Here is a 22514-nt window from a genome sequence, read left to right as displayed (position 1 = left end):
TCATGCCGAAACCGCTCGACTGGAAAGCTGGAACCCTCACCAACGCCTCGCGTTCAAAAGGAACCAACGGCGCTTCAGCCATTCCGAGCAAGGAGAAGGTGATGCCGGACAAGAAAATCATCGATAAGGCACGAAAGGACAAGCGCGAAGGAAAGTCGGCAAGCACGCAAGCGGGCGAATTCGTGCATGAGGAGATCAAGAAAGTTCGCCGCGGCGAGCACGGCGCGCGTTCCACCAAGCAAGCAATTGCAATTGGCCTTTCTGAGGCGCGCCGCGCGGGCGTCGACCTGCCGCCACCCGGAAAAGGCAAGGTCAAGAAGAGCACGCGCAAGGGCGCCGAGTACGCCTACGAAGTAGGCCAGGGTGAACGCAAGCCGAAGCATCGCCCGAAGGTCTCGCACGCAGTGTCGGAGGTTCTCGAGGACGAGCCGAAAAGCAGTGCATCACACAAGGCACTCTCGCAACAAGCCAAGAGAGCGGCATCCCGCCGGACGGCGGAAGAGCGGTCGGCCGCTGCGAAGAAGGCAGCCAGAACCAAAGGCCCGAGTGATCGCTCCGCGGCGGCCCGGAAGGCAGCCAAGACGCGCGCACGTCACAGTCACAGCTAGCCGACTACTGCACCATGAGAAAAAGGCGCAAAGCATAGATCCGGCCACCCGCTTACCGACCGCATGGCAACCGCTTCGCCATGGCCTGTTTGGTGAAGCCTAGCGGCGTTGGTATGGTCGAGCGGCCGCGGCAAAGCTTGCGCCTCACGTCGGGAGCTTCGCGCCGGTTCGCCTGGCTTTTCTGTGGCTTAGAGCTGCCGCATCACAGCAGGGAGGAGCGATGGTAGCTGCATCCGAAACCAGCTTCCCGCTGCCTCTCGACACGCAGCCGATGGAGGCGCAGACCGCCGAGGCGCTACCCGAGGATCGCGGCGCGTGGGAATACGAGCCGAAATGGGATGGGTTTCGCTGTCTCGCCTTCAAGGGCCGTGACACCGTCGACCTCAGGGCGAAATCCGGGAAGCCGCTCGGTCGCTATTTCCCCGAACTTACGGCCATTCTGCGCGACATCCATGCCGAAGATTTCGTCGTCGACGGCGAGATCGTGATCGAGATCGAGGGCCGCGCTTCCTTCGACGCACTGCAGATGCGGCTTCACCCGGCCGAGAGCCGGATCCAAAAGCTGAGCGTGGAAACGCCGGCGCAATTGATCCTGTTCGACATGCTCGTCGCACCGGGCGGCAAGTTGCTGCTCGCAGAGCCCCTGCAGGAGCGGCGGGAGGCAATTGAGGCTTTCGTGACGGAGGTCGACAAGGCCTGCTTGCGGCTCTCGCCATCCACCACGAGACTCGCAACCGCCAAACGATGGCTGCAAGGCGCGGATCACGGCTCGACCGATGGGGTCGTCGCCAAGGCTCTGGACGAACCCTACCGGCCGGGCGAGCGCGCGATGATCAAGGTCAAGCGGCTGCGCACGGCCGACTGCGTGGTGGGCGGGTTCCGATACCTGAGCGGCAAGCGCCTCGTCGGCTCGCTGCTGCTTGGCCTCTACAACGAGCGCGGCCTGCTCGATCATGTCGGCTTCACCTCGGCGATCGGCAATGACGTCCGGGCGGCGATCACCAAGAAACTCGAGGAGTTACGCGGCGGGTTCGGCTTCACCGGCAAGGCACCGGGCGGCCCGAGCCGCTGGAGCACCGAGCGCAGCGGAGAATGGGAGCCGGTGCGGCCGGAACTGGTCGTGGAAGTCCGCTTCGACCACGTCACCGGCAACCGCTTCCGCCACGGAACAAGGCTGGTGCGCTGGCGACCTGACAAGGCGCCGCGTCAATGCACATTCGAGCAGATCAAGCAGTAAGCGCCGTTCCGCAAAAGGGATGCCGTTGAAGGCAACAAGGTTTTCGTCGAACGACTGCTTTCCTTGGAAAGATCGCGGTACTTATCGCTTTGAACTAAACTACAGCCCGAACGGGAAGGTATCCGGGACCCGACCGCCGCCCTCGCCTTCAAACGGTAACGACGTCACCGCCTTCGTCTCATCAAACCAAACAAACGCATCAAACTGCCGCGATAACGAAGCCTCCGCATAATGGCTAAGCAGTTCGGTCTCGGGCCGGTATATCACGCCGATGAACCGCTCGAGTCGCTGCGTCGCAAGGGCCTCCGTCGCCTGGTTGTCCTGTCGAAAATCGACGATTGCGCGGGGCTTTCCCGCCAAGTTGAAGCATCGCTCCACGCTTTCTTCGTGAGACGGCCTGACCTTCTTCACCTCCATCGGGCCGTCCCAGTCGCTCGCAGCCGCCACGGTTCCGGCATGGGTGCCAAAACCGATCAGTGCAATCTCGCTGCCGAATTTCTCCCTACAGAGCTGACCGATGTTCAGTTCCCGACGAATCTTTCCTATCTCGGTTTCGCGAGCATCACCAACATGCGAATTGTGTGCCCAAACGACGGCCTTGGCGTCCGAGCCCCTTGCATCGAGCAGATGCTCGAGCGTTTCGAACATGTGCCGATCGCGCAAATTCCATGTTTCCGCGCCGCCGTAGTACATGACGCGGTAGTACCGCTCCGCGGACGCTATCAGCCTGGCGTTTTGCGCGGCATCGAGAAACTCGTCACCGCCGTCGCTCGCATAGCGAAGCTGATTTTCAAGAAGCTCCCGACACTGCTTCGCCACGGCGTCCTCACAGTTACGGTATCCGGCAGTGAGCACTGCGCGCCCGTAAGTGGAGGGTTCGTTTTGCCACGGTGTCAGGCAGCCGTATCGCTCGCGGGCCACCGCCGCCGCCTCGGGGTCGACCTCGTCGAGGTATGCCAGAACAGCGGCGATCGAGCCGCTCATATTGTAGATGTCGAGACCGTAGATGCGGGCTTGTCGATCGGGGTCGGCGGCTTCATTGTGCGTACGAAGATCGCGGAGGAAAGCATCAAACTCCCGGTTGCGCCACATCCAGGTCGGAAAGCGCCTGAAAGGCGTGGGTTCGCTTTCCCGCGCCGGTAGTCCGCGAACGAAGCGGTTCACAGCTGATGCATCAGGCCAGTCAGCCTCCAGGGCAATGACCGAGAAGCCATGATGTTCAATCAGCCGCCGGGTAATCGCTGCGCGGGCCCGGTAAAACTCCGACGTGCCGTGGGTCGCCTCGCCGAGCAAGACGATCCGTCGATCCGCAAACCTGTCGAAGAACCCGCCGAACGCCTGATCCTCCGGTTCCGGCAGGTCTTCTGCGGCGTGGCAAATCAGTTCGGGCAAACTCTTCTTCGAAAAACCGGGAGAGCGTTCAGCCGTGTCGGACCATCCGTGTTCCCCGATGAGCGGCACAAACATCACGCCGCCCAAATCTTCTTCCTCGAACTTCTTGGCGCCGACGCGGGTCACGCGGACCAAGCGCTGCTCTATCTCGTTGATCCCCACGGGAATGATCAGCCGGCCGCCAATGTCGAGCTGGTCCTTGAGGGCTTCGGGCACGACCGGTCCGCCAGCCGCCACGATTATGGCATCGAATGGCGCTTTCTCTGGCCAGCCCTTGCTTCCATCGCCGATGCGCAGCTCCACGTTGCCGATATCCAGCTGCTTCAACCGACGTCGTGCCATTTCACCAAGGGCACCGTGTCGTTCGACCGTGAATACGCGATCGGCAACCTTGGCAATGATCGCGGCGGCATAGCCAGATCCGGTGCCGACCTCGAGCACGCGGTCCGTCGCCTCGACCTCCGCCATTTCGACCATATGGGCAACGATGAAGGGCTGCGAAATCGTCTGGCCGTGACCGATCGGCAGTGGCGAATCCTCGTATGCGAACTCCTCAAAACCTTCCTCGACGAACACCTCGCGTGGAACTTGACGCATCGCTTCAAGCACTCTGGGATCGCGAATACCGCGTCGCGCGAGATGGGCGGCAACCATGTGCTGCCGGGCATTTTCGAAATCGAGCATCGGGTTCCTCCCTGCTATCGAACTTGCCAGAACCAAAACTGTTCCGTTCGATTCGGTGGCAGGCGAACGGCCCCGCAAATTGCTCCAGCCAGATCTACCGCTGCGTCTTGGAAGTCTCGGAGACTGCGAGCCGCTGCTGTTGGCCACGGCGCTCGTGTTGCCTGTCGCTTTGGAGCAACAGGAATGGGAAACCTCGATAAAGGCCCCCGATAAGGCAAGGAAATCAATGTGATGCAGTGGGGTTTGCCACCCCTGAAGCGGAGAGTTCTGGCTTCAAGCGATCCTTTGCTCGAGCTGTGCCATGTCCGCGTTCTGCCGCAGGCCCGTTGCGACGACCGACACCCGGAACTTTCCCGCCAGCGCCTGGTCGAAGATGGCACCGACGATAATGTCGGCGTCGGCATCGACCTCTTCGCGTATCCGCGTCGCAGCTTCGTCGACCTCGAACAGTGTCATGTCCATGCCGCCGCAGATCGATACCAGCAGGCCCCTGGCGCCGGTCATGGAGGCTTCGTCGAGGAGCGGATTGGCGATTGCGGCCTCCGCCGCCGTCCTTGCGCGACCCTCTCCGGAGGCCTCGCCGGTTCCCATCATCGCCCGGCCCATGTCCCGCATCACTGACTTCACGTCGGCGAAGTCGAGATTGATCAGGCCTTCTTTCACGATGAGATCGGTGATGCAGCCGACACCCGCGTAGAGAACGCGGTCCGCCATGGCAAATGCGTCGGCAAACGTTGTCCTGGCGTCGGCGACCCTGAAGAGGTTCTGGTTCGGGATGACGATGACCGTATCGGCGCTCTCGCGAAGGCGTTCTATGCCTTCCTCGGCGGCCTGCGTCCTGCGCTTGCCTTCGAACACGAACGGCTTGGTGACGACGGCCACCGTCAAGATGCCGGCATCGCGCGCGGCGCGCGCAATGATGGGCGCGGCGCCGGTCCCTGTGCCGCCCCCCATGCCGGCGGTGATGAAACACATATGCGTTCCCGCCAGATGATCCATGATCTCATCGATGGATTCCTCTGCCGCCGCGCTGCCGACCTGGGGCAAGGATCCGGCCCCCAGGCCCTCGGTCACGTGCGCGCCCAACTGAATCAGTCTTGGCGACTTCGACATGGTGAGCGCCTGAGCGTCGGTATTGGCAACGACGAACTCGACCCCTTGCAAGCCTTCGGCAATCATGTTGTTGACCGCGTTTCCGCCGGCGCCGCCGACCCCGACTACGGTGATCTTAGGTCTCATCTCCAGGATTTCCGGCTTGGCGGTCATTGTGATCCCTCTACGGCAGGCACCCGCCGCGCCGCACCATGCGGAGCCGGCGCAGCAAGCGCACGAATCAGGCGATCCCCACCGACGTTAAGGAATCAGAGTAGGCGCCTCGCTGCAAGGCCAGGCTGAGGACTGCCGTCGAGGCGTTTGCCCGTTGCCGCCCTTGCCGGCATAGGCCTTGGTCACGACAGAACCGTCTAAGGAGAGTTGAAGAGGCGCGACGACAAACGCCAGCGCAGTGAGTGCTCGCAAGCCAAGCCTGCAGCCCATGCGCGCTGCGCGCATCCCATTCTCTCCATACCGGCCTTCGGCCAAGCTACCCCACCGGCAATGTCGCCGCACCTGCATCCCCAATCGGCGTGTCCTGGCGAAGCGGGCCTTTCCAGTTTTCTCAGGCTTTGTTTCGTGAACATATCTGACTTACGCCTCCTCAACCAGATGCGGTCTGGCGCCGTCGCGCGTCCGCCGGTTCTTGGGTGGGGCATGCCGCAATGCCGTCGCGCTAAACGCCCCCGGACCTTTTGGCCGCGACACTGAATGGCGGCGTCGATATCCTGCGCACCCGCATGAGCGTACCGGAAGTGATCGGGCCTGCCGGGATTTGGCCTAATTTTAAGCGATGCTAATGGAAAGCCGACCTGGTTGGGGTACACTCGCGGCTTGAAGCGCGTCGCGTTCGAACCGCCTTTTGTGAGGCGCTCCACTGTCTTGCTTGCAAGCATGTGGCAAACGCGGGGCATTCTTGGGCGACATGTTCTGGAAACGGTTGCACCAATGCTGCTCGAGCGAGAGGGACCTCTCAAAACTTTGCTGGCAACCGCGGCCAGTGCCGCCGAGGGGCGGGGCGGCATCGTGCTGCTCGAAGGCGAGGCCGGGATAGGCAAGACTTCGCTGCTGCAGGAATTCACCGACCGCGCGGGCGAAGGCTGTCGGGTGTTGTGGGGCTGGTGCGAGGCGCTTTTCACGCCCCGTCCGCTCGGGCCCCTGCAGGACATGGCGCGGGCGCTCGACCCCGAGGTCGCAGCGCTGCTCGACCAGGGAGCCGCGCCCGAGCGGCTCTTTCCCGCGCTCCTCGATGCGCTTCAGCACCGGTCAGGAACCACGGTACTCGTTTTCGAGGACGTGCATTGGGCCGACAATGCGACGCTCGATCTTATCCGATATCTCGGCCGTCGCATTTCCGTGCTTCGCGCCTTGCTGGTGCTGAGCGCGCGCAGCGACGAGCTCGTCGCCGACCATCCGCTCACGCATATAAGAGGCGATCTGCCGGCGGCATCGCTGACCCGCATCGCGCTGAAGCCGCTTTCGCCCCAGGCGATCACGGCACTCGCCGAACAGTCGGGCCGCGCCGGCGCCGATCTTTACCAGATCACCGGGGGCAATCCGTTTTTCGTCTCCGAGCTTCTGGCAAGCAGCGAGGCGGAGCCGGGGCACGTCCCCGATTCCATCCGCGACGCCGTGTGGTCGCGGTTGTCGCGCCTGACGGCCGGCGAGCGCGAGGTGCTGGAGATGATGAGCATAGAGCCGGGCAGCGTGGAGCCGTGGCTGATCCGCGCCCTTCTCGGCGCCGAGGTCGACGCTGTCGTGGACCGCTGCGTGGCTCGCGGATTGCTGCGGCGGGACGCTCAAGGCGCCCTGACCTTCCGCCATGAGCTGGCCAGGCAGGCGACGCTCGAGCGGCTGTCGCCCAGCCTTCAGCGGTCGCTTCATGCCAAGGCGGAGGCAGCGATGGCAAGGCTTCCGGCAGCACAGGCTGGCGCCCAGCTTGCGCGCCGGGTGCATCACGCCGCCGCCGCCGACAACGGCGCGCGCGTTCTCGAACTCGCGCCGCGGGCCGCGGCGCAGGCCGCGCGGCTGGGGGCGCATAGCGAAGCCGCCTCGCATCTGGCGACGGCGCTCAGATACATCGCGCAGGCGCCGCCGGCCGAGGCGGCCCAGCTCTACGAATCCTGGGCCTACGAGGCCGGGCTGGCACTGCAGGTCTATGACACGATCATCGAAGCGCGGCATCGCGCCATCGCGCTCTGGCGGGAACTCGACCGCCCGGACAAGGTCAGCCTCAACCTGCGCAACCTTTCCAGGCTGCATTGGCGCCGCGGCGAAGGCGAGCAGGCGGAACATTTTGCCAACGAAGCGGTGCGCGAGGTGGAAAACCTGCCGCCCGGGCCGGAACTGGCGATGGCCTACAGCACCTGCTCGCAGCTGCATATGCTGCACTACCGCTTCGACGAGGCGATCGAGTGGGGCCTGCGCGCGATCACCCTGGCCGACCGGCTAGGCGAGGTCGAAACGCGCGTCCATGCCTTGAACAATGTCGGCACCTCGCTTTTGTTCGACGACCGTCCGGGCGGTCGCGAACGAATGGAGGAAAGCCTGGCGCTCGCGCTCGAGCACGGGTTCCACGACCATGCGGCGCGAGCCTACACCAACTATGCCGAATATGCGGTCGTGTCCAAGGACTTCGCGCTCGCCGAGCGGCTGCTCTCCGAAGGTATCGTGTTCGCCGCCCGGCATGACCTCGATTCGCCGGCGCAGTATCTGCTCGGCCGGCAGGCGCAGCTTCGCATGGAGCAGGGCCGCTTTCGCGACGCCGAGACCATAGCGCAGGGCGTGATGAAACTGGAACGCCTGCCGGTGGTCATGCACCTGCCGGCGCTCACCGTGCTTGGCAGGGTGCGCGTGCGGCTGGGCGAACCCGGCGGCCCTGCCCTGCTGCAGCAGGCGCTGGAGGAGGGACTGCCGACCGGCGAGCTGCAACGCATCGTGCCGGTTCGTATGGCGCTGACCGAGGCCGCCTGGCTTGCCGAGGACCGCGCAGCCGGCCACGAGCAGCTGGCGGCGCTGGCTGCGATGGATCTCGCCAACTTCCGCCCTTCCGATCTCGGCGAACTGGCTGTGTGGTGGCGACGATGCGGGATGGAGGAGCCGCTGCCGGCGCCGACGACACGCATTCCGTGGCGGCGCGCGGTCGAGCTTTCCGGCGATCCGTTGACAGCGGCCAGGGAATGGGAGCGCCTCGGCCTCCCCTACGAGGCGGCGCTTGCGCTGATGCAGGTGCAAGGCGCCGATACCGCGATGGCGTTGGCGAGCGCCGTGACAAGGCTGGAGGCGATCGAGGCGCGTCCCGCCGCGATGCTGGCGCGCAAGCTGGCGCAGCGCCTGGGCATCGCCGGCCGGCTGCCGAAGGTGCGCCGGGGTCCGTACACGGCCGCCCGCCAGCACCCGCTCGGCCTGACGCAGCACGAGCAGCAAGTGCTCGCGCTGATCGCGGAGGGCAAGAGCAACAAGGAGGTCGCCCGGACCCTGTCGCGATCGCCGCGCACCATCGAGCACCAGGTCTCATCGGTGCTCGGCAAGTTCAACGCCGCCAACCGGATGGAAGTGCTGCTACGGCTGCGCGGCGAGCCGTGGCTGCTCCCCACCGTCGCCGCGCCCTGATCCGAAGCCTTTCGTTCCTGATTGAATCGTTTTGCCGGAGGGTTTCCCCCGGCGGACTTCCCCTTTGTCAGGCGGCTTGCCGTCGGAGAAACAGGACCGGTTCAAATGGAAAGCGCTGTAGCGAAATTAGGAACGCGACAGCCGAAATTTGGGTGATCGTACCGATGTGCGGGAAAGCCGCGGCGCGTAGGCTCAAGTCAGTTGATATTCCGGGCGGGCCGCCTGTCCGGGAGTTCGCTGAACCGAAGGAGAGATAGCGATGACCAGACGTTTTGGCGCATTTGCATTTGCGCTGCTCGCCGCCACGGGTGGCGCGGCGGCATCGGAACTGGTACCGGGCAGCGGCCACAGCATCCAGCTCGGCAGCTTCAGCGGCGCCGTCTATTACACGGTCGAGCAGGACGGCTACCGGGTCGTCGCGACCATGGCTTCCGGGGCCGAGCAGCAGCCGGTCCGCGTCGTCTCCACGCTCGCGCCGGGCCAGCGCATGATGATCTCCGTGCCGCAGGCCGTCGGCCAGCCGTCGATCGATTTCGAAATATTGCGCGACGGCAAGACACTGCTCGTGAGCGACCCGAACTTCGTTCCGGCCACCGCCGCGGAGAACGACCTGACGCTGGATAGCGCGGAGCCGGTCAGGACGTCTGCCACCGCGCCCTGAATAGGGCTGGCCGGCACCGTTGGGGGGCGCCCATTCCATCGTCATCCTGAACCGGCGTGGCGCAGACCTTCGGGATCCTGCGCCATGACTTCAGAGCGTTGCGACGGCGCGGAGTTCTGTTCTGCCGCGTTTTGCGGCGGAGGGTACGGGATCCAGGGGCGCCACGATGGAGCTTCGCTCCTGTTTTCGCCCAGGAGCGACCAAGTAGGGTGATTTCGGCCTGTCGGTCCGGCGAATGGATTTCCGCCGCTGTTGGATGACGGACAGATGGGTAGCTTGCTGCAGAGGGTTGTCCTGGCTTCCGCTGTCCTGAGCCTCACGGCCGGCGCAGGAGCGGAGGCGCGGGATGCCGCCGCTCCCGGAAAGTTCTATAGGGTCGTGGACGGCAAGGCCGATGCGCGGACCTATGACGGTTTCAGGCGTTATCATGCGGGCTGTGGCCGCTGCCACGGCCCCGACGGCGTGGGGTCGACCTTCGCGCCGTCCCTGGTCAGCCGGCTGCCCGACATCGAAGCCTTCCGGCGCGCCGTGCTGAACGGCCGTGCCGACGGCGGCTCGGTGATGAAAGGCTTTGCCGGCGATCCCAACTTCGCACCCTATGTGGACGAAATCTATGCCTACCTGCAGGCCCGTGCTGACGGCTCGCTCGGCCGCGGGCGGCCCGGCAGACTGCAGCCGTAGAAAGCCCTGGAGCGTCCGCTTCGAACCGGATCGATGGCGATGTTCTTCGCCGGCGAGAAGAATGGCCGCCAGCCGTCGCTGCGTTTCCATCGCGGTGGACAGCTCGTGAATTCCGACCCTGCGGTATCGCGAATTGGCTATCTCCACGGATCGATCACAGCGCCAAGATGGGCGGTGGATTCAGATGCTCCGAGGCGCTCGGCGAGGAATATGGCCTCGCCGAGCGCCCAGACGTTTTCGGCGCGGCTGACGCGCCCCCCGCCGCGGCAATGCGGACTATGCCGCCAAAGCGCCTGATTTCTTGGCCGTCCAGGTGGCGATGTAGTCCATCAGGCCTGGGTTGAGGCAGTCATAGGGTTCGAGCCCGATCGACTTCAGCTGGGCGCGGATGCCGGCCATGCGGCTCGGGTCGACGCCGGATTCGATGATCGAGGAGACGAAGGCGGCGAAGCCAGGCGGCGACCAGCCGTCCTCCTCGAAGCGCTCGGGATGGATGAAGGACAGGCCCTTGAAGGGATGGTCGCGCTCGACCGGGCCGTACATGTGCACGCCGCAGCCGGTGCAGGCATGGCGCTGGATCAGCGCCGCCGGATCGACCACCTTCAGCTTGTCGCCGTTCTCGGTGACGGTGACGTCGCTTGTGCCGGCAACCGCCACCACCGAGAAGATCGCCCCTTCCGGCTTCCAGCATTTGGTGCAGCCGCAGGCGTGGTTGTGGGCGATCTGGCCCTTGACCTTCACCCTCACCGGGTTGCTGGTGCAGGCGCAGACCAGCGTGCCGCCAGCAAAGGAAGCGCTTTCCTTCGGCAGGCCGTTGTCGATCTTCGGATGCAGTTTTTCCGCCATTTACACTTCCTCCCATGTTGACCACAAAGGGCGCGGGCGTTTCGGCCCGCGGCCTAGCGGCATTGCTTCAGTAAACCACGACACTGCGGATCGACTTGCCCTCATGCATGAGGTCGAAGCCCTTGTTGATGTCTTCCAGCTGCAGCGTATGGGTGATCATCGGATCGATCTGGATCTTCTTTTCCATGTACCAGTCGACGATCCTGGGCACGTCGGTGCGGCCGCGCGCGCCGCCGAAGGCGGTGCCCATCCAGGTGCGGCCGGTGACCAGCTGGAAGGGCCTGGTCGCAATCTCCTGGCCGGCGCCGGCGACGCCGATGATGACCGACTTGCCCCAGCCGCGATGCGAGGCCTCCAGCGCCTGGCGCATCACCTTGGTGTTGCCGGTGCAGTCGAAGGTGTAGTCGGCGCCGCCGATCTGGTCGGCGCCGCGCTTGGTCATGTTGACCAGGTAAGGCACGATGTCGCCGTCGATCTCCTTCGGATTGACGAAATGCGTCATGCCGAACTTCTCGCCCCAGGCCTTCTTGTCGTTGTTTAAATCGACGCCGACGATCATGTCGGCGCCGGCAAGCTTCAGCCCCTGGATGACGTTCAAGCCGATGCCGCCGAGGCCGAAGACCACCGCGATCGCGCCCTGCTCGACCTTGGCCGTGTTGATGACCGCGCCGATGCCGGTGGTCACCCCGCAGCCGATGTAGCAGATCTTGTCGAAGGGGGCGTCGGGATTGACCTTGGCAACCGCGATCTCCGGCAGCACGGTGAAGTTGGAGAAGGTCGAGCAGCCCATATAGTGGAAGAGCTTTTCGCCATCGACCGAGAAGCGCGAGGTGCCGTCGGGCATCAACCCTTGCCCCTGCGTGGCGCGGATGGCGGTGCACAGGTTGGTCTTGCGCGACAGACACGACGGGCACTGCCGGCATTCGGGCGTGTAGAGCGGGATGACATGGTCGCCCTTCTTGACCGAGGTCACGCCCTTGCCGACGTCGACGACGATGCCCGCGCCCTCATGGCCGAGGATCGCCGGGAAAATGCCTTCCGGGTCGGCGCCCGACAGCGTGAACTCGTCGGTGTGGCAAATGCCGGTCGCCTTCACCTCGACCAGCACCTCGCCCTCGCGCGGCCCCTCGAGGTCCACCTCCATGATCTCAAGCGGCTTTCCCGCACCAACGGCAACTGCGGCTCGCGTTTTCATGAGGCATTCCTCCCAAGGCAGTCGAAGAATTTCCCGTCCCGGCGGGCTTGAGGCCTGCCCTGCAACAAAAAATTCCATTTCCTGGTTGCCGTGAGGTCGCGATAATCGAACGATCCACCTCATAAGTCTATTCTACCAAGGTCCCCCTCCCTCACCCGCCTCGAGGCAGTTGCGTTGTGGACGCGGTGCCGATCCCGAGGCTCGGTTCGGAAATTTCCGCGCAGTTCCGGCGAGCCGTCACGCCCGACCTCCTCGCTATGGGAATAGGACTAAAGCAGAGCCGTGACGCTCTGCTCGCCAGGTTGATAAATCCCGCGGGTTCACTAAGCTCGCCTCGGGGCACCTTGACTTTGCGCCGGTCCGGCAACGATCGGACTCAAGCGCAAGAATGGGTAATTCTGTCGATGACAAGCGCGGTGCCGGGCACCTTGGCGGCCCTTTTGTGCTTTCTGTCCCTGACCGCTGGAGCTCCGGGTGCGTTCGCCCAGCAACCGACCGTGCAGCCGGCCGGAGCGATCAGGCCGCAAGGACAGATAACCGAAATCAAGATCGGCTATTTACGGGCCTACGCGCCGCGGCTGACGCTTTCCCTGCTCGACGTACCGCCGCGTGACGAAGGGGTCGCCGGCGCCAATGTCGCCATCGGCGACAACAATACGACGGGCAAGTTCATCAAGCAGAAATTCAGCCTCGACGTCGCCGAGATAAAGCCGGAAGCCGATGCGGTCCAGGCATTCGACGACCTGATCGCCAAAGGCGACCGCTATGTGGTCGCGGACCTCTCGGCCAAGCAGTTGCTGTCGATCGCCGGCATCGCGCGCGACAAGGGGGTGCTGATCTTCAACGTCGGCGCCACCGACGACAGCCTGCGCGAAGAGGACTGCCGCATAAATGTTTTCCACATCGCGCCGACGCGAAGCATGCTCGCCGACGCGCTGGCGCAGTACCTCATGGTCAAGAAATGGCCGAACTGGGCGCTGCTCTATGGCTCGCATGATGAGGACCACCTCTATGCGGACGCGTTGCGCCGCGCGGCGGCCCGCTTCGGCGGCCAGATCGTGGCGGAGAAGGAATTCAAGGACACCGGCACGGCGCGCCGCACCGATACCGGAGCCACGCAGATACAGCAGCAGATTTCGGTATTCACGCAAGACCTGCCGGAGCATGACGTGCTGCTTGTGGCCGATGAAAGCGAGGTGTTCGGGACCTACGTGCCCTACCGCACCTGGACGTCGCGGCTGGTCGCAGGCACGGCCGGTCTCGTGGCATCGTCATGGCACCCCGCGAGTGAGCAGTGGGGCGGCATCCAGATGCAGAGCCGCTTCCTGAAGACGACAGGCCGGCGAATGCTGTCCAAGGACATGTCGGCCTGGACGGCCGTGCGGGCCGTCGGCGAAGCCACCACGCGCACCAATGGCGACGATCCAAAAAAGATCAGCGATTACATCCGCTCGGACGATTTCTCGGTCGCCGCCTTCAAGGGACAGAAGCTGACCTTCCGCAAATGGAACCTCCAGCTGCGCCAGCCGATCCTGCTAGGCGATACCAAATCGGTCGTTTCGACATCTCCCCAGGGGGGTTATCTCCACCAGGTCTCGGAGCTCGACACCCTCGGCATCGATCAACCGGAAACGAAATGCGTTCTCAAGTAGCGCCAATCGGGAGGAATTCGTGCAGAGACGAGCTTGGGTACTCGCCATTGTCGCAACCGGCATCATGGCCGGCCCCGCATCGGCCTACACGGCCTATGTCTCCAATGAGAAGGACAATACGATGACCGTCGTCGACACGGCGACCATGCAGGTGGTCAAGACCGTCGACGTCGGCCAGAGGCCGCGCGGCATCACCATGTCGCACGATGGCAAGTTCATCTATTTGTGCGCCAGCGACGACAATACGATCCAGATCATCGACACCGCGACGCTTGAGGTCGTCGGCACGCTGCCCTCCGGCGACGATCCCGAATTGTTCGTGCTTTCGCCCGACGGCAAGACGCTCTACGTCGCCAACGAAAACGACAATCTGGTCACCGCGATCGACGTCGACAGCAAGGAAGTCAAGACCGAGATTCCGGTTGGCGTCGAACCGGAAGGCATGGCCGTCAGCCCAGACGGCAAGACCATGGTCAACACCTCGGAGACCACCAGCATGGCGCATTTCATCGACACCGAGAGTCATGACGTAACCGACAACGTGCTGGTCGACACACGCCCGCGCTTCGCTGCGTTCAAGCCCGACGGATCGCAGGTCTGGGTCAGCGCCGAGGTCGGCGGCACCGTCAGCGTCATCGATAACGCCAAGCGCGCGGTGGTAAAGAAGATCAAGTTCGCGATTCCGGGATTAAGGGCCGAAACCATTCAGCCGGTAGGCATCGCCATCAGCGCCGACGGCAGGAAGGCCTATGTCGCGCTCGGCCCGGCCAACCATGTCGCGGTGATCAACACGGAAAGCTACGAGGTGGAAAAGTACATCCTCGTCGGCCAGCGCGTCTGGCATCTGGACTTCACCCCCGATCAGAAAACACTGATCACCACGAACGGCAATTCCAACGACATCACTTTCATCGACACGGCGACCGACGAGCCGGTTCAGTCGGTCACCGTCGGCCAGCAGCCCTGGGGCGTGGCCATATCGCCCCAATGAAGCAGCCGGAAGACTGGGCCTGCCGCCAAGGCCAAAGGCGGCGAGCGCGCTAGATAAGCATCCGAAGAGAGCCATCCATGCAGCACGCGAGGACGAGGAAAGCGGAAGATGAGGTGGCGGCGCTCGACGTCGCCGGCGTCAGTCATTCCTATGGTCCGAAGCGGGCGCTCAACGACGTCTCGTTCTCGATCGCGCCGGCGACCTTCACCGCGCTACTCGGTCTCAACGGTGCCGGCAAGACAACTCTGTTCTCGTTGATCAGCCACCTTTACGACACGCGCAGGGGATCGATCCGCATCTTCGGCCATGACGTCAGCCGTGCTTCCGGCGAGGCGCTCAGGCGTGTCGGCATCGTGTTCCAGGCACGCACGCTCGATCTCGATCTGAGCGTGTACCAGAACCTCTCCTATCACGCCTCGCTGCACGGCATCGGACGGCACGAAGCCCGGCAGCGCATTGCGGCGCTGATCGAGACGGTCGACATGCGGGGCCGTCAGCATGACAAGGCTCGCAGCCTTTCGGGCGGCCAAATGCGGCGCATCGAGATCGCCAGGGCGCTGCTCCACCGCCCTTCCCTGCTGCTGCTCGACGAGGCGACGGTCGGTCTCGACATCCAATCGCGCGCGGGCATTCTCGCCACCATCCGCAAGCTGGTCGAAACCGAGGGCATCGGCGTGCTTTGGGCCACCCATCTGATCGACGAGGTCGATGACGGCGACCATCTCGTCGTGCTGCGTCAGGGTGACCTTGTCGCCAAGGGCAAGGTCGCCGACGTCGTCAAGGCAAGTGGCGCCGGTTCGATCAGCGACGCCTTTTCGAGGCTCAGCCGCAGCGAAGCAGCCGGCATCGGGGAGATCTCGCCATGAGCGCTTCCGCAATGCCGGAAAAGGTCGCCGCCGCCCCGCCGCGGGCGTCCGACGCGTTCGGCCTTCGTCACTATCTCATCTGCCTCAAAGGTATCGTCGTGCGGGAATGCCTGCGCTTCCTGCACCAGCGCGAGCGTTTCATCTCATCGCTGGTTCGACCGCTCGTCTGGCTATTCATCTTCGCCGCCGGATTCCGGCAGGTGCTCGGCGTTTCGATCATCCCGCCCTACAAGACCTACGTGCTCTACGAGGTCTACATCACGCCAGGCTTGTGCGGCATGATCCTGCTGTTCTCAGGCATGCAGTCTTCACTGTCGATGGTCTACGACCGCGAGATGGGCAATATGCGCATCCTGCTGGTCAGTCCATTTCCTCGCTGGTACCTGCTGCTGTCGAAGATGCTTGCCGGTGTTTCGGTATCGATCGCGCAGGTCTATGCGTTTCTGATCGTTGCCTGGTTCTGGGGCGTGAAGGCGCCGCCGCTCGGCTATTTGTTCGTGCTGCCGGCCCTGTTCCTGTCGGGCATGATGCTTTGTGCGCTCGGCATGCTTTTGTCCTCAATGATCAAGCAGCTCGAAAACTTCGCCGGCATCATGAACTTCGTCATCTTTCCCGGCTATTTCGCTTCTCCTGCGCTCTATCCTTTGTGGCGCATCCAGGAAGCGAGCCCGCTTCTCTACAAGCTCTGCCTCGCCAACCCCTTCACCTACGCCGTCGAACTGATCCGCTTCGCCTTCTACGGGCAGGTCGACTGGGTGTCGCTGGGCGTCGTGGCCGGCTGCACCCTGCTGTTCCTGGGAGGTGCCATCATCGCTTACGACCCCTCGCGCGGCCTGATAACCCGCAAACAAGGCACGGGAGGAAACGGTTGATGGAACGGATGAGGCTTGTTTGCAGCCTGGTTGCGGCTGCCATGCTCGTACCGAGCGCCGGCGCCACCGCCGCGAATACCGATCCGGACTGGCCCTGCGTGCAGCGCAAGGTGCCGCAACTTTCGCTCGGCCAGGTCTGGAACGGGCCGGATATCCCGGCAGCGGCGAAGGACTGGTCGGAGGACCCTTCGGTCTCCGCCTTGGTCGAGGAGGTGGCGGCTCGCAGGCTGCCGATTGCAGACGCACAGAAGAAGATCAAGGATTTCGCGGCCTCGCTGCCGGCCGGGCAGCTTGCGCCGAAAATGGCGATGCTCGAGCAGGGCATGTTCGACCACATGGACGCCGAGCGTTCGCATGTGATTTCCGGCATATCCCGCTACGCCCACAGGCAACTCGAAATGGCCGCCGAATTGCGCAAGGAAGCGTCCGATGTCGATGCGTTGCGTGCAAAACCCGACGCGGATCAGGACGAAGTCGAGCGACGGACGGACCAGCTGAATTTCGCAACGCGAATCTTCAACGAGCGTGCGCAATCGCTGACTTACGTCTGCGATGTGCCGACGATAATCGAGCAGCGGCTGTATCAGCTGTCCAAGACTGTCTCGGAAACGCTTGCCCCGAAGAAATAGTCCGTTAGGTTCCCCGGCCGGGCAGCACACGCCAGCGCTGCACGAAATAGCCAGGATGTGTCTCCAGCCAATGGGCGACCAGCGGCTGCGCCTGCATGAAGGCCACTCCGGGATTTATGGCCAGGCCGTCCGCCATTTCCTCGCGTTGCTCGCAAGTCTGCGGCACCGCCGTCATGCAGACCATCATCACGATTGTATAAAGCATTGCCCCTTCCCCTTCGAATTCCCGAACCCCACGCCCGGGACGCATAGCGATTTGCATGCAGGGTTGGCTGCCCATCCGTCTTGTTTGCGAGTATGAAGCGCGTGCCCCTGCCCTTTCGCACTGCAACATACCATGCGAGCCAACCAACCGCCATCGATGGCGGTGCGTTTTCCACGCCCTTGTCGGCTTTTTGTCGCATGATTTCTTCGGCCGGTATGTCTGGCGCTTCACTCTCTGGCCGCTTTCCAGGCGCTCTCATTTTTGCCTCGGTGCTGCTTCCTTCGCTTCGGCGTGCGGATACAGTTTGCCGAACAGGGGCAGATACGTTGCGCCCTTGCGCATCAGGAAATCGTTGAAGGTCGCCATCGCCGGCGAGATCACGTGGTCGGTGCGCATCACCGAAAACCATTGCCGGCGGATCGGCATGCCGACCACGTCGAGAATGACGAGCCGGCCCGCTTCCGTTTCCGCGGCAATGGTGTGGGCGGAGATGAAGGCGATGCCGAGACCTGCCATCACCGCCTGCTTGATCGTCTCGTTCGAGCCCATCTCGACGCCGAGATCGTCGATCCGGCCGGGCACGTCGCTCAGGAATATCTCCAGCGAGATGCGCGTGCCCGAGCCCGGCTCGCGAATGATGAAATGCTCCTCGGCGATCCTTTCCTTGGAAATGTCGCGTGCCGACGCCAGCGGGTGTTCCGGCGGCGCGATGATGACCAGCGGGTGATCGCCGAAGACCGAAGCGCGCACCGAAACTTCCTTGGGCGGACGGCCCATCAGCGCGATGTCGATGTCGTGGTTCTTCAGGCTATCGATCGTTTCGGCGCGATTGCCGATAGCAAGCCGCATGTCGATGTCGGGATGCTGCTTCATGAAGCCGGCCATGAGTCGCGGCGCGAAATATTTGGCGGTCGAAACGACGCCGAGCCTCAGGCTGCCGGTGCGCACGCCCTTGATGGCGTCCATCTCGTCGTCGAGCAGACGAAGCCGCTCCTCGATAGCCTGAGCCGCCTCGACGAAGGCCAGCCCTGCGGCGGTGGGACGCATGCCGTCCGACGTCCGGTCGAACAAGGCCAGTTGGAACTCCTCCTCCACCTGTCGCAACTGGATCGTCACGGCTGGGGGAGAAAGGCCTAACACCTTGGCAGCGCTGACGATTTTCCCGTGGCTGACGATTGCCTGAACGGTCTTGAATTGCTTGAGCGTGAGGTTTCTCATGCAACATACTAAATTATTTTTATTGGCTGAGTAAAGTTATTGAATTTTACTTAGTTCGGATCGTTTGGTTTCATCTCTCCATCCGGCCCCGAGGAGATACCGCCGGAGCGGGAGGTTACGATGCCGGCGCCAACACTCGACGCTTTTCTGAACTCCTATCTCGGCGACCCGCCGGACGAACGCCGCTCCGCGGTCGTTGCCACCATCCGTCAGCTCACGCAGGCCGCCACCAGGGTCCGCAACGCCATCAACCAAGGGGCGCTCGGCACCGCTTTTGCCGGGACCCGTGGCGCCAATCCCAACGGCGATGTCCAGACGGATCTCGACGTCTTCGCCGACGACATCTTCCTCGACGCCATGCGTCACGCTCCGGTCGCGCTCTATGCCTCCGAGGAGCTGGAGCAGCCGGTCCTGCTCGACAGGCAAGCCCCCCTGGCCATCGCCATCGACCCGTTGGATGGCTCCTCCAACATCAACACCAACGTGTCGGTCGGAACGATTTTCTCCCTCCTCCCTGCAACTGGCGCGCCGGACGCCAATCCGGCCGCCTCCTTTTTGCAGGCAGGCGTGAGCATGCTGGGCGCCGGGTTCTTTATTTACGGCCCGCAGCTGGCACTCGTTCTGTCGCTCGGCAGCGGCACGCATGTCTTCGTGCATTCGACCAGGCTGGGCACCTTCGTCCAGGCCTACGAAAGCCGGATAATCCCGGAGCGGACCCAGGAGTTCGCCATCAACGCCGCCAATTACCGCCACTGGGACGAGGCCGTGCGCCTCTACGTCGACGACTGCCTGGAAGGCACCGAAGGCCCACGGGAGAAGGACTTCAACATGCGCTGGATCGCCTCGCTTGTCGCCGACTGCTATCGCATATTGATGCGCGGCGGCGTGTTTCTGTATCCCGGCGACCAACGCAGGGGTTACCGCCAAGGCCGGCTTCGGCTCGTCTATGAGGCCAATCCGATTGCCTATTTGATCGAGCAGGCGGCCGGTGCCGCGACCGATACGATTACCCGCATCCTCGAAATCGAGCCCGACAGCCTGCATCAGCGCATACCCGTGGTCTTCGGATCCGCGCGGGAAGTCGCGCGGATCGCCCGCTATCACACCGAACCCAGCGCTATCGGCGAGCGTGCGCCGCTGTTCAGCCGTCGCGGACTTTTCAGGGCCTGAGCAGCATCATGTCGGCGAAGCACCCCATCATCACCATCACCGGGTCGTCGGGCGCGGGCACGACCTCGGTCAAGCGCATCTTCGAGCTGATCTTCCGGCGCGAGAACATCGAAGCAGCCTTCATCGAAGGCGACGCCTTTCATCGCTACGACCGCGCGGCGATGAAGGTGGCGGTCGCCGAACAGGAAAAGGCCGGCAACCCGAACTTCACCCACTTCCATGCCGAGGCCAACGAGCTCGGCATCCTCGAGGAGGTTTTCGAGGAATATGGCCGCCGGGGGACCGGAAGGACCCGCACCTACGTCCATGACGAGGACGAGGAGAAGCTCACCGGCACACCGCCGGGAAATTTCACCGAGTGGCGCGAATTCGCGCCCAGCGACCTGCTCTTCTACGAAGGCCTGCACGGCTGCGTCGTCACCGACAAGATCAACCTGGCCAGGCATGCGGACCTCAAGATCGGCGTGGTGCCGGTCATAAATCTCGAATGGATCCAGAAGATCCATCGCGACCGCGCAACACGCGGCTATTCCACCGAGGCGGTGATGGACGTGATCCTGCGCCGCATGCCGGACTATGTCCGCTTCATCGTCCCGCAATTCTCGCAGACCGCCATCAACTTCCAGCGCGTGCCGATCGTCGACACCTCCAACCCGTTCATCGCACGCTGGATTCCGACCCCAGACGAATCGATGCTGGTCATCCGCTTCGCCAATCCTCGCGGCATCGATTTCCCTTACCTGCTTTCCATGATCCACGACTCCTTCATGTCGCGGCCGAATTCCATAGTGGTGCCGGGCAACAAGCTCGACCTTGCCATGCAGCTGATCCTGACGCCGCTCATCCTGCAATTGATCGAACGCAAGAAACGTGTGTCGTGAGGAGGACGCCATGACCAGCCTGGCAGCATTAAAATCCGTCGCCGCCGCCGTCTCCGAGCGCGACATGGCGAACGCCATCCGCGCGTTGGCCATGGACAGCGTGCAGAAGGCCAACTCCGGACATCCGGGCATGCCGATGGGCATGGCCGACGTCGCGACGGTACTGTTCGGCCGCTTCATCAACATCGACCCGACAGCGCCGGACTGGCCAGATCGCGACCGCTTCGTGCTTTCGGCCGGGCACGGCTCGATGCTGCAATATGCGCTGCATTACCTGCTCGGCTACGAAGACATGCCGATCGAGGAACTGCAGCGGTTCCGTCAACTGGGCAGCCGTACCGCCGGACATCCCGAGCATGGCCACGCGCTTGGCATCGAGACGACGACCGGTCCGCTCGGACAGGGCATTTCGACCGCTGTCGGCATGGCGCTGGCGGAGCGCATGCTTGCTGCCCGTCACGGCGCCGATCTCATCGACCACTACACCTACGTGATCGCCGGCGACGGCTGCCTGCAGGAAGGCATCAGCCACGAGGCGATCGACCTCGCAGGTCACCTGAAGCTCTCCCGCCTGATCGTGCTCTGGGACGACAACGCGATCTCCATCGACGGACCGACCTCGCTGTCGACATCGATGGATCAGCCAGCCCGGTTCAAAGCAGCGGGATGGCTTGTCCAGTCGGTGGACGGCCACGACATGGAAGCCGTCGCCGCGGCAATCGAGACCGCGCGGCAGTCGGATCGGCCATCTCTGATCGCCTGCCGCACGGTGATCGGCAAGGGCGCGCCCAATCTGGGCGGTTCGGAAAAGACGCATGGCGCGCCGCTGGGCGATGCGGAGATTGCCGCGACGCGGCAAAACATCGGCTGGGCCTACGCACCGTTCGAGGTGCCGGACGATATCCTTTCCGCATGGCGCGAGATTGCCGAGCGCGGGCAAGCGGCGCGGCGCGCCTGGGAGCAGCGGCTTGCCGCCTCGCCGCGGCGCGAAGCCTTCGAGCGCGCGATCGGCGGCAAATTGCCCGATGCCGTGTTCGAGGCACTTGGCGCCTTCCGTAAGGAGCATGTCGAGAAGGCGACCAAGGTTGCAACGCGCAAGGCCTCCGAAATGGCGCTTGCCGCGATCAACGGCTCAACCGACCTGACGGTCGGCGGCTCCGCCGATCTCACGCATTCGAATCTGACGATCACCAAAGGCATGGATCGCATCGTGCCGGGTGGTTACGCGGGCCGCTACATTCACTACGGCATCCGTGAGCACGGCATGGCCGCGGCCATGAACGGCATCGCGCTGCATGGCGGGTTCGTGCCCTATGGCGGCACCTTTCTGTGCTTCGCCGACTATGCGCGCGGCGCGATGCGGCTCTCGGCGCTGATGGGCCAGCGTGTCGTCTATGTGATGACGCATGATTCCATTGGCCTCGGCGAGGACGGCCCGACCCATCAGCCGATCGAGCATCTGGCGATGCTGCGGGCGACACCGAACCTCAACGTCTTCCGTCCGGCCGACATCGTCGAAACGGCGGAATGCTGGGAACTGGCGCTGAAGAGCGAGACCCGGCCGAGTGTGCTGGTGCTCTCGCGTCAGAACCTGCCGATGCTGCGCCAGGCACACGGCGACGAAAACCGATCCGGCCGGGGCGCCTACGTATTGCGCGAGCCGTCCGCGCACCGAGCCGTGACACTGATCGCCACCGGTTCGGAGGTCGAGATCGCCGTTGCCGCCGCCGAACGGCTGGAGACCGAACACGGCATCGCCGCCGCGGTCGTCTCGATGCCGTGCTGGGAACTGCTCGAGGAACAGGATGGGGACTACCGCAAGTCCGTCCTCGGCTCCGCGCCGCGCGTCGCCGTGGAGGCGGCCGCCCGCCTCGGCTGGGACCGCTGGATCGGCGACACGGGCGCTTTTGTCGGCATGACCGGCTTCGGCGCCAGCGCTCCCGCGCCGGACCTCTACCGGCATTTCGACATCACGCCCGAAGCTGTCGCCGCAGCGGCGCTGAGGCTCATCATCTAGGAGGA

The 22514-nt window shown here is 63.8% G+C and carries 19 protein-coding genes; 13 read left to right on the top strand and 6 right to left on the bottom strand.

All coding sequences use genetic code 11. The annotated features are described in order from the left end of the window. The first annotated feature begins 2 nt into the window (after positions 1-2). Both QAZ47_RS15590 and QAZ47_RS15585 read left to right on the top strand, forming a co-directional pair. Positions 3-608, top strand: coding sequence for a DUF6496 domain-containing protein (locus QAZ47_RS15590; protein ID WP_278233694.1), 606 nt, complete (start codon positions 3-5; stop codon positions 606-608). A 220-nt stretch (positions 609-828) separates the two neighbouring features. Beyond that, the gene (locus QAZ47_RS15585; RefSeq protein WP_278233693.1) at positions 829-1845 is read left to right on the top strand and encodes an ATP-dependent DNA ligase; all 1017 of its coding nucleotides are present in this window, start codon (positions 829-831) and stop codon (positions 1843-1845) included. Between the two features lie 99 nt (positions 1846-1944). On the opposite strand, the gene QAZ47_RS15580 is transcribed toward QAZ47_RS15585, so the two are convergent. Then, positions 1945-3921 carry a protein-L-isoaspartate(D-aspartate) O-methyltransferase gene (locus QAZ47_RS15580; protein WP_278233692.1) on the bottom strand — a complete coding sequence of 659 codons (1977 nt, stop codon included), beginning with the start codon at positions 3919-3921 and terminating at the stop codon, positions 1945-1947. Between the two features lie 273 nt (positions 3922-4194). Continuing rightward, complete coding sequence (gene ftsZ / locus QAZ47_RS15575; protein WP_278207645.1) at positions 4195-5187, bottom strand: cell division protein FtsZ; 993 nt, start codon at positions 5185-5187, stop codon at positions 4195-4197. 774 nt (positions 5188-5961) lie between these two features. Here ftsZ and QAZ47_RS15570 point away from each other — a divergent pair. The 3 genes from QAZ47_RS15570 to QAZ47_RS15560 all read left to right on the top strand — a co-directional run bounded on the left by QAZ47_RS15570 (position 5962) and on the right by QAZ47_RS15560 (position 9967). Next, the gene (locus QAZ47_RS15570) at positions 5962-8625 is read left to right on the top strand and encodes a LuxR family transcriptional regulator (RefSeq protein WP_278233691.1); all 2664 of its coding nucleotides are present in this window, start codon (positions 5962-5964) and stop codon (positions 8623-8625) included. Positions 8626-8884: 259 nt separating this feature from the next. Continuing rightward, positions 8885-9286, top strand: a complete 402-nt coding sequence (locus QAZ47_RS15565; protein WP_278233690.1) for a hypothetical protein — start codon at positions 8885-8887, stop codon at positions 9284-9286. 267 nt (positions 9287-9553) lie between these two features. Continuing rightward, positions 9554-9967: a c-type cytochrome gene (locus QAZ47_RS15560; RefSeq protein WP_278233689.1), complete on the top strand. Its 414-nt coding sequence runs from the start codon at positions 9554-9556 to the stop codon at positions 9965-9967. A gap of 276 nt (positions 9968-10243) precedes the next feature. On the opposite strand, the gene gfa is transcribed toward QAZ47_RS15560, so the two are convergent. Next, positions 10244-10813: an S-(hydroxymethyl)glutathione synthase gene (gfa, locus tag QAZ47_RS15555; RefSeq protein ID WP_278230347.1), complete on the bottom strand. Its 570-nt coding sequence runs from the start codon at positions 10811-10813 to the stop codon at positions 10244-10246. 67 nt (positions 10814-10880) lie between these two features. Beyond that, complete coding sequence (locus QAZ47_RS15550) at positions 10881-12008, bottom strand: S-(hydroxymethyl)glutathione dehydrogenase/class III alcohol dehydrogenase (RefSeq protein WP_278233688.1); 1128 nt, start codon at positions 12006-12008, stop codon at positions 10881-10883. A 404-nt stretch (positions 12009-12412) separates the two neighbouring features. Here QAZ47_RS15550 and QAZ47_RS15545 point away from each other — a divergent pair, with 404 nt between their 5' ends. The 5 genes from QAZ47_RS15545 (at position 12413) to QAZ47_RS15525 (ending at position 17018) form a co-directional block, all read left to right on the top strand. After that, positions 12413-13660 carry an ABC transporter substrate-binding protein gene (locus QAZ47_RS15545; protein ID WP_278233687.1) on the top strand — a complete coding sequence of 416 codons (1248 nt, stop codon included), beginning with the start codon at positions 12413-12415 and terminating at the stop codon, positions 13658-13660. A gap of 19 nt (positions 13661-13679) precedes the next feature. Further along, positions 13680-14651 (top strand): PQQ-dependent catabolism-associated beta-propeller protein, encoded by a 972-nt coding sequence (locus QAZ47_RS15540; protein WP_278233686.1) that lies wholly within the window; start codon positions 13680-13682, stop codon positions 14649-14651. A gap of 77 nt (positions 14652-14728) precedes the next feature. Continuing rightward, entirely contained in the window at positions 14729-15517 is a 789-nt protein-coding gene (locus QAZ47_RS15535) for an ATP-binding cassette domain-containing protein (RefSeq protein WP_278233685.1), read from the top strand. A gap of 11 nt (positions 15518-15528) precedes the next feature. After that, positions 15529-16389, top strand: coding sequence for an ABC transporter permease (locus tag QAZ47_RS15530; RefSeq protein ID WP_278233812.1), 861 nt, complete (start codon positions 15529-15531; stop codon positions 16387-16389). After that, positions 16389-17018: a hypothetical protein gene (locus tag QAZ47_RS15525; protein WP_278233683.1), complete on the top strand. Its 630-nt coding sequence runs from the start codon at positions 16389-16391 to the stop codon at positions 17016-17018. The genes QAZ47_RS15530 and QAZ47_RS15525 overlap by 1 nt, the downstream gene beginning before the upstream one ends. Before the next feature lie 4 nt (positions 17019-17022). Here QAZ47_RS15525 and QAZ47_RS15520 read toward each other — a convergent pair whose 3' ends face one another. Both QAZ47_RS15520 and QAZ47_RS15515 read right to left on the bottom strand, forming a co-directional pair. Continuing rightward, the gene (locus QAZ47_RS15520) at positions 17023-17223 is read right to left on the bottom strand and encodes a hypothetical protein (RefSeq protein ID WP_278233682.1); all 201 of its coding nucleotides are present in this window, start codon (positions 17221-17223) and stop codon (positions 17023-17025) included. Positions 17224-17478: 255 nt separating this feature from the next. Then, positions 17479-18441 carry a LysR family transcriptional regulator gene (locus QAZ47_RS15515; protein WP_278233681.1) on the bottom strand — a complete coding sequence of 321 codons (963 nt, stop codon included), beginning with the start codon at positions 18439-18441 and terminating at the stop codon, positions 17479-17481. A 120-nt stretch (positions 18442-18561) separates the two neighbouring features. Here QAZ47_RS15515 and QAZ47_RS15510 point away from each other — a divergent pair, with 120 nt between their 5' ends. From QAZ47_RS15510 to tkt, 3 genes are read left to right on the top strand one after another with little or no spacing between them, the layout of a single operon-like run. Next, positions 18562-19611: a class 1 fructose-bisphosphatase gene (locus QAZ47_RS15510; protein WP_278233680.1), complete on the top strand. Its 1050-nt coding sequence runs from the start codon at positions 18562-18564 to the stop codon at positions 19609-19611. Positions 19612-19619: 8 nt separating this feature from the next. After that, positions 19620-20492: a phosphoribulokinase gene (locus QAZ47_RS15505; RefSeq protein ID WP_278207631.1), complete on the top strand. Its 873-nt coding sequence runs from the start codon at positions 19620-19622 to the stop codon at positions 20490-20492. Positions 20493-20502: 10 nt separating this feature from the next. After that, positions 20503-22509 carry a transketolase gene (tkt, locus tag QAZ47_RS15500; RefSeq protein WP_278233679.1) on the top strand — a complete coding sequence of 669 codons (2007 nt, stop codon included), beginning with the start codon at positions 20503-20505 and terminating at the stop codon, positions 22507-22509. Positions 22510-22514: the final 5 nt, after the last annotated feature.

The sequence above is a fragment of the Mesorhizobium sp. WSM4904 genome (assembly GCF_029674545.1).
GTDB lineage: Bacteria > Pseudomonadota > Alphaproteobacteria > Rhizobiales > Rhizobiaceae > Mesorhizobium.
Note: the sequence above shows the minus strand (reverse complement) of the source record. Positions and strands in the feature narration are given on the sequence as shown.

Bases quoted from the DNA above. Each gene is read 5' to 3' on its own strand.
- QAZ47_RS15590 (WP_278233694.1), top strand. From the start codon at position 3: ATGCCGAAACCGCTCGACTGGAAAGCTGGAACCCTCACCAACGCCTCG.
- QAZ47_RS15585 (WP_278233693.1), top strand. From the start codon at position 829: ATGGTAGCTGCATCCGAAACCAGCTTCCCGCTGCCTCTCGACACGCAG.
- QAZ47_RS15580 (WP_278233692.1), bottom strand. From the start codon at position 3,921: ATGCTCGATTTCGAAAATGCCCGGCAGCACATGGTTGCCGCCCATCTC.
- ftsZ (WP_278207645.1), bottom strand. From the start codon at position 5,187: ATGACCGCCAAGCCGGAAATCCTGGAGATGAGACCTAAGATCACCGTA.
- QAZ47_RS15570 (WP_278233691.1), top strand. From the start codon at position 5,962: ATGCTGCTCGAGCGAGAGGGACCTCTCAAAACTTTGCTGGCAACCGCG.
- QAZ47_RS15565 (WP_278233690.1), top strand. From the start codon at position 8,885: ATGACCAGACGTTTTGGCGCATTTGCATTTGCGCTGCTCGCCGCCACG.
- QAZ47_RS15560 (WP_278233689.1), top strand. From the start codon at position 9,554: ATGGGTAGCTTGCTGCAGAGGGTTGTCCTGGCTTCCGCTGTCCTGAGC.
- gfa (WP_278230347.1), bottom strand. From the start codon at position 10,813: ATGGCGGAAAAACTGCATCCGAAGATCGACAACGGCCTGCCGAAGGAA.
- QAZ47_RS15550 (WP_278233688.1), bottom strand. From the start codon at position 12,008: ATGAAAACGCGAGCCGCAGTTGCCGTTGGTGCGGGAAAGCCGCTTGAG.
- QAZ47_RS15545 (WP_278233687.1), top strand. From the start codon at position 12,413: ATGACAAGCGCGGTGCCGGGCACCTTGGCGGCCCTTTTGTGCTTTCTG.
- QAZ47_RS15535 (WP_278233685.1), top strand. From the start codon at position 14,729: ATGCAGCACGCGAGGACGAGGAAAGCGGAAGATGAGGTGGCGGCGCTC.
- QAZ47_RS15530 (WP_278233812.1), top strand. From the start codon at position 15,529: ATGCCGGAAAAGGTCGCCGCCGCCCCGCCGCGGGCGTCCGACGCGTTC.
- QAZ47_RS15525 (WP_278233683.1), top strand. From the start codon at position 16,389: ATGGAACGGATGAGGCTTGTTTGCAGCCTGGTTGCGGCTGCCATGCTC.
- QAZ47_RS15520 (WP_278233682.1), bottom strand. From the start codon at position 17,223: ATGCTTTATACAATCGTGATGATGGTCTGCATGACGGCGGTGCCGCAG.
- QAZ47_RS15515 (WP_278233681.1), bottom strand. From the start codon at position 18,441: ATGAGAAACCTCACGCTCAAGCAATTCAAGACCGTTCAGGCAATCGTC.
- QAZ47_RS15510 (WP_278233680.1), top strand. From the start codon at position 18,562: ATGCCGGCGCCAACACTCGACGCTTTTCTGAACTCCTATCTCGGCGAC.
- QAZ47_RS15505 (WP_278207631.1), top strand. From the start codon at position 19,620: ATGTCGGCGAAGCACCCCATCATCACCATCACCGGGTCGTCGGGCGCG.
- tkt (WP_278233679.1), top strand. From the start codon at position 20,503: ATGACCAGCCTGGCAGCATTAAAATCCGTCGCCGCCGCCGTCTCCGAG.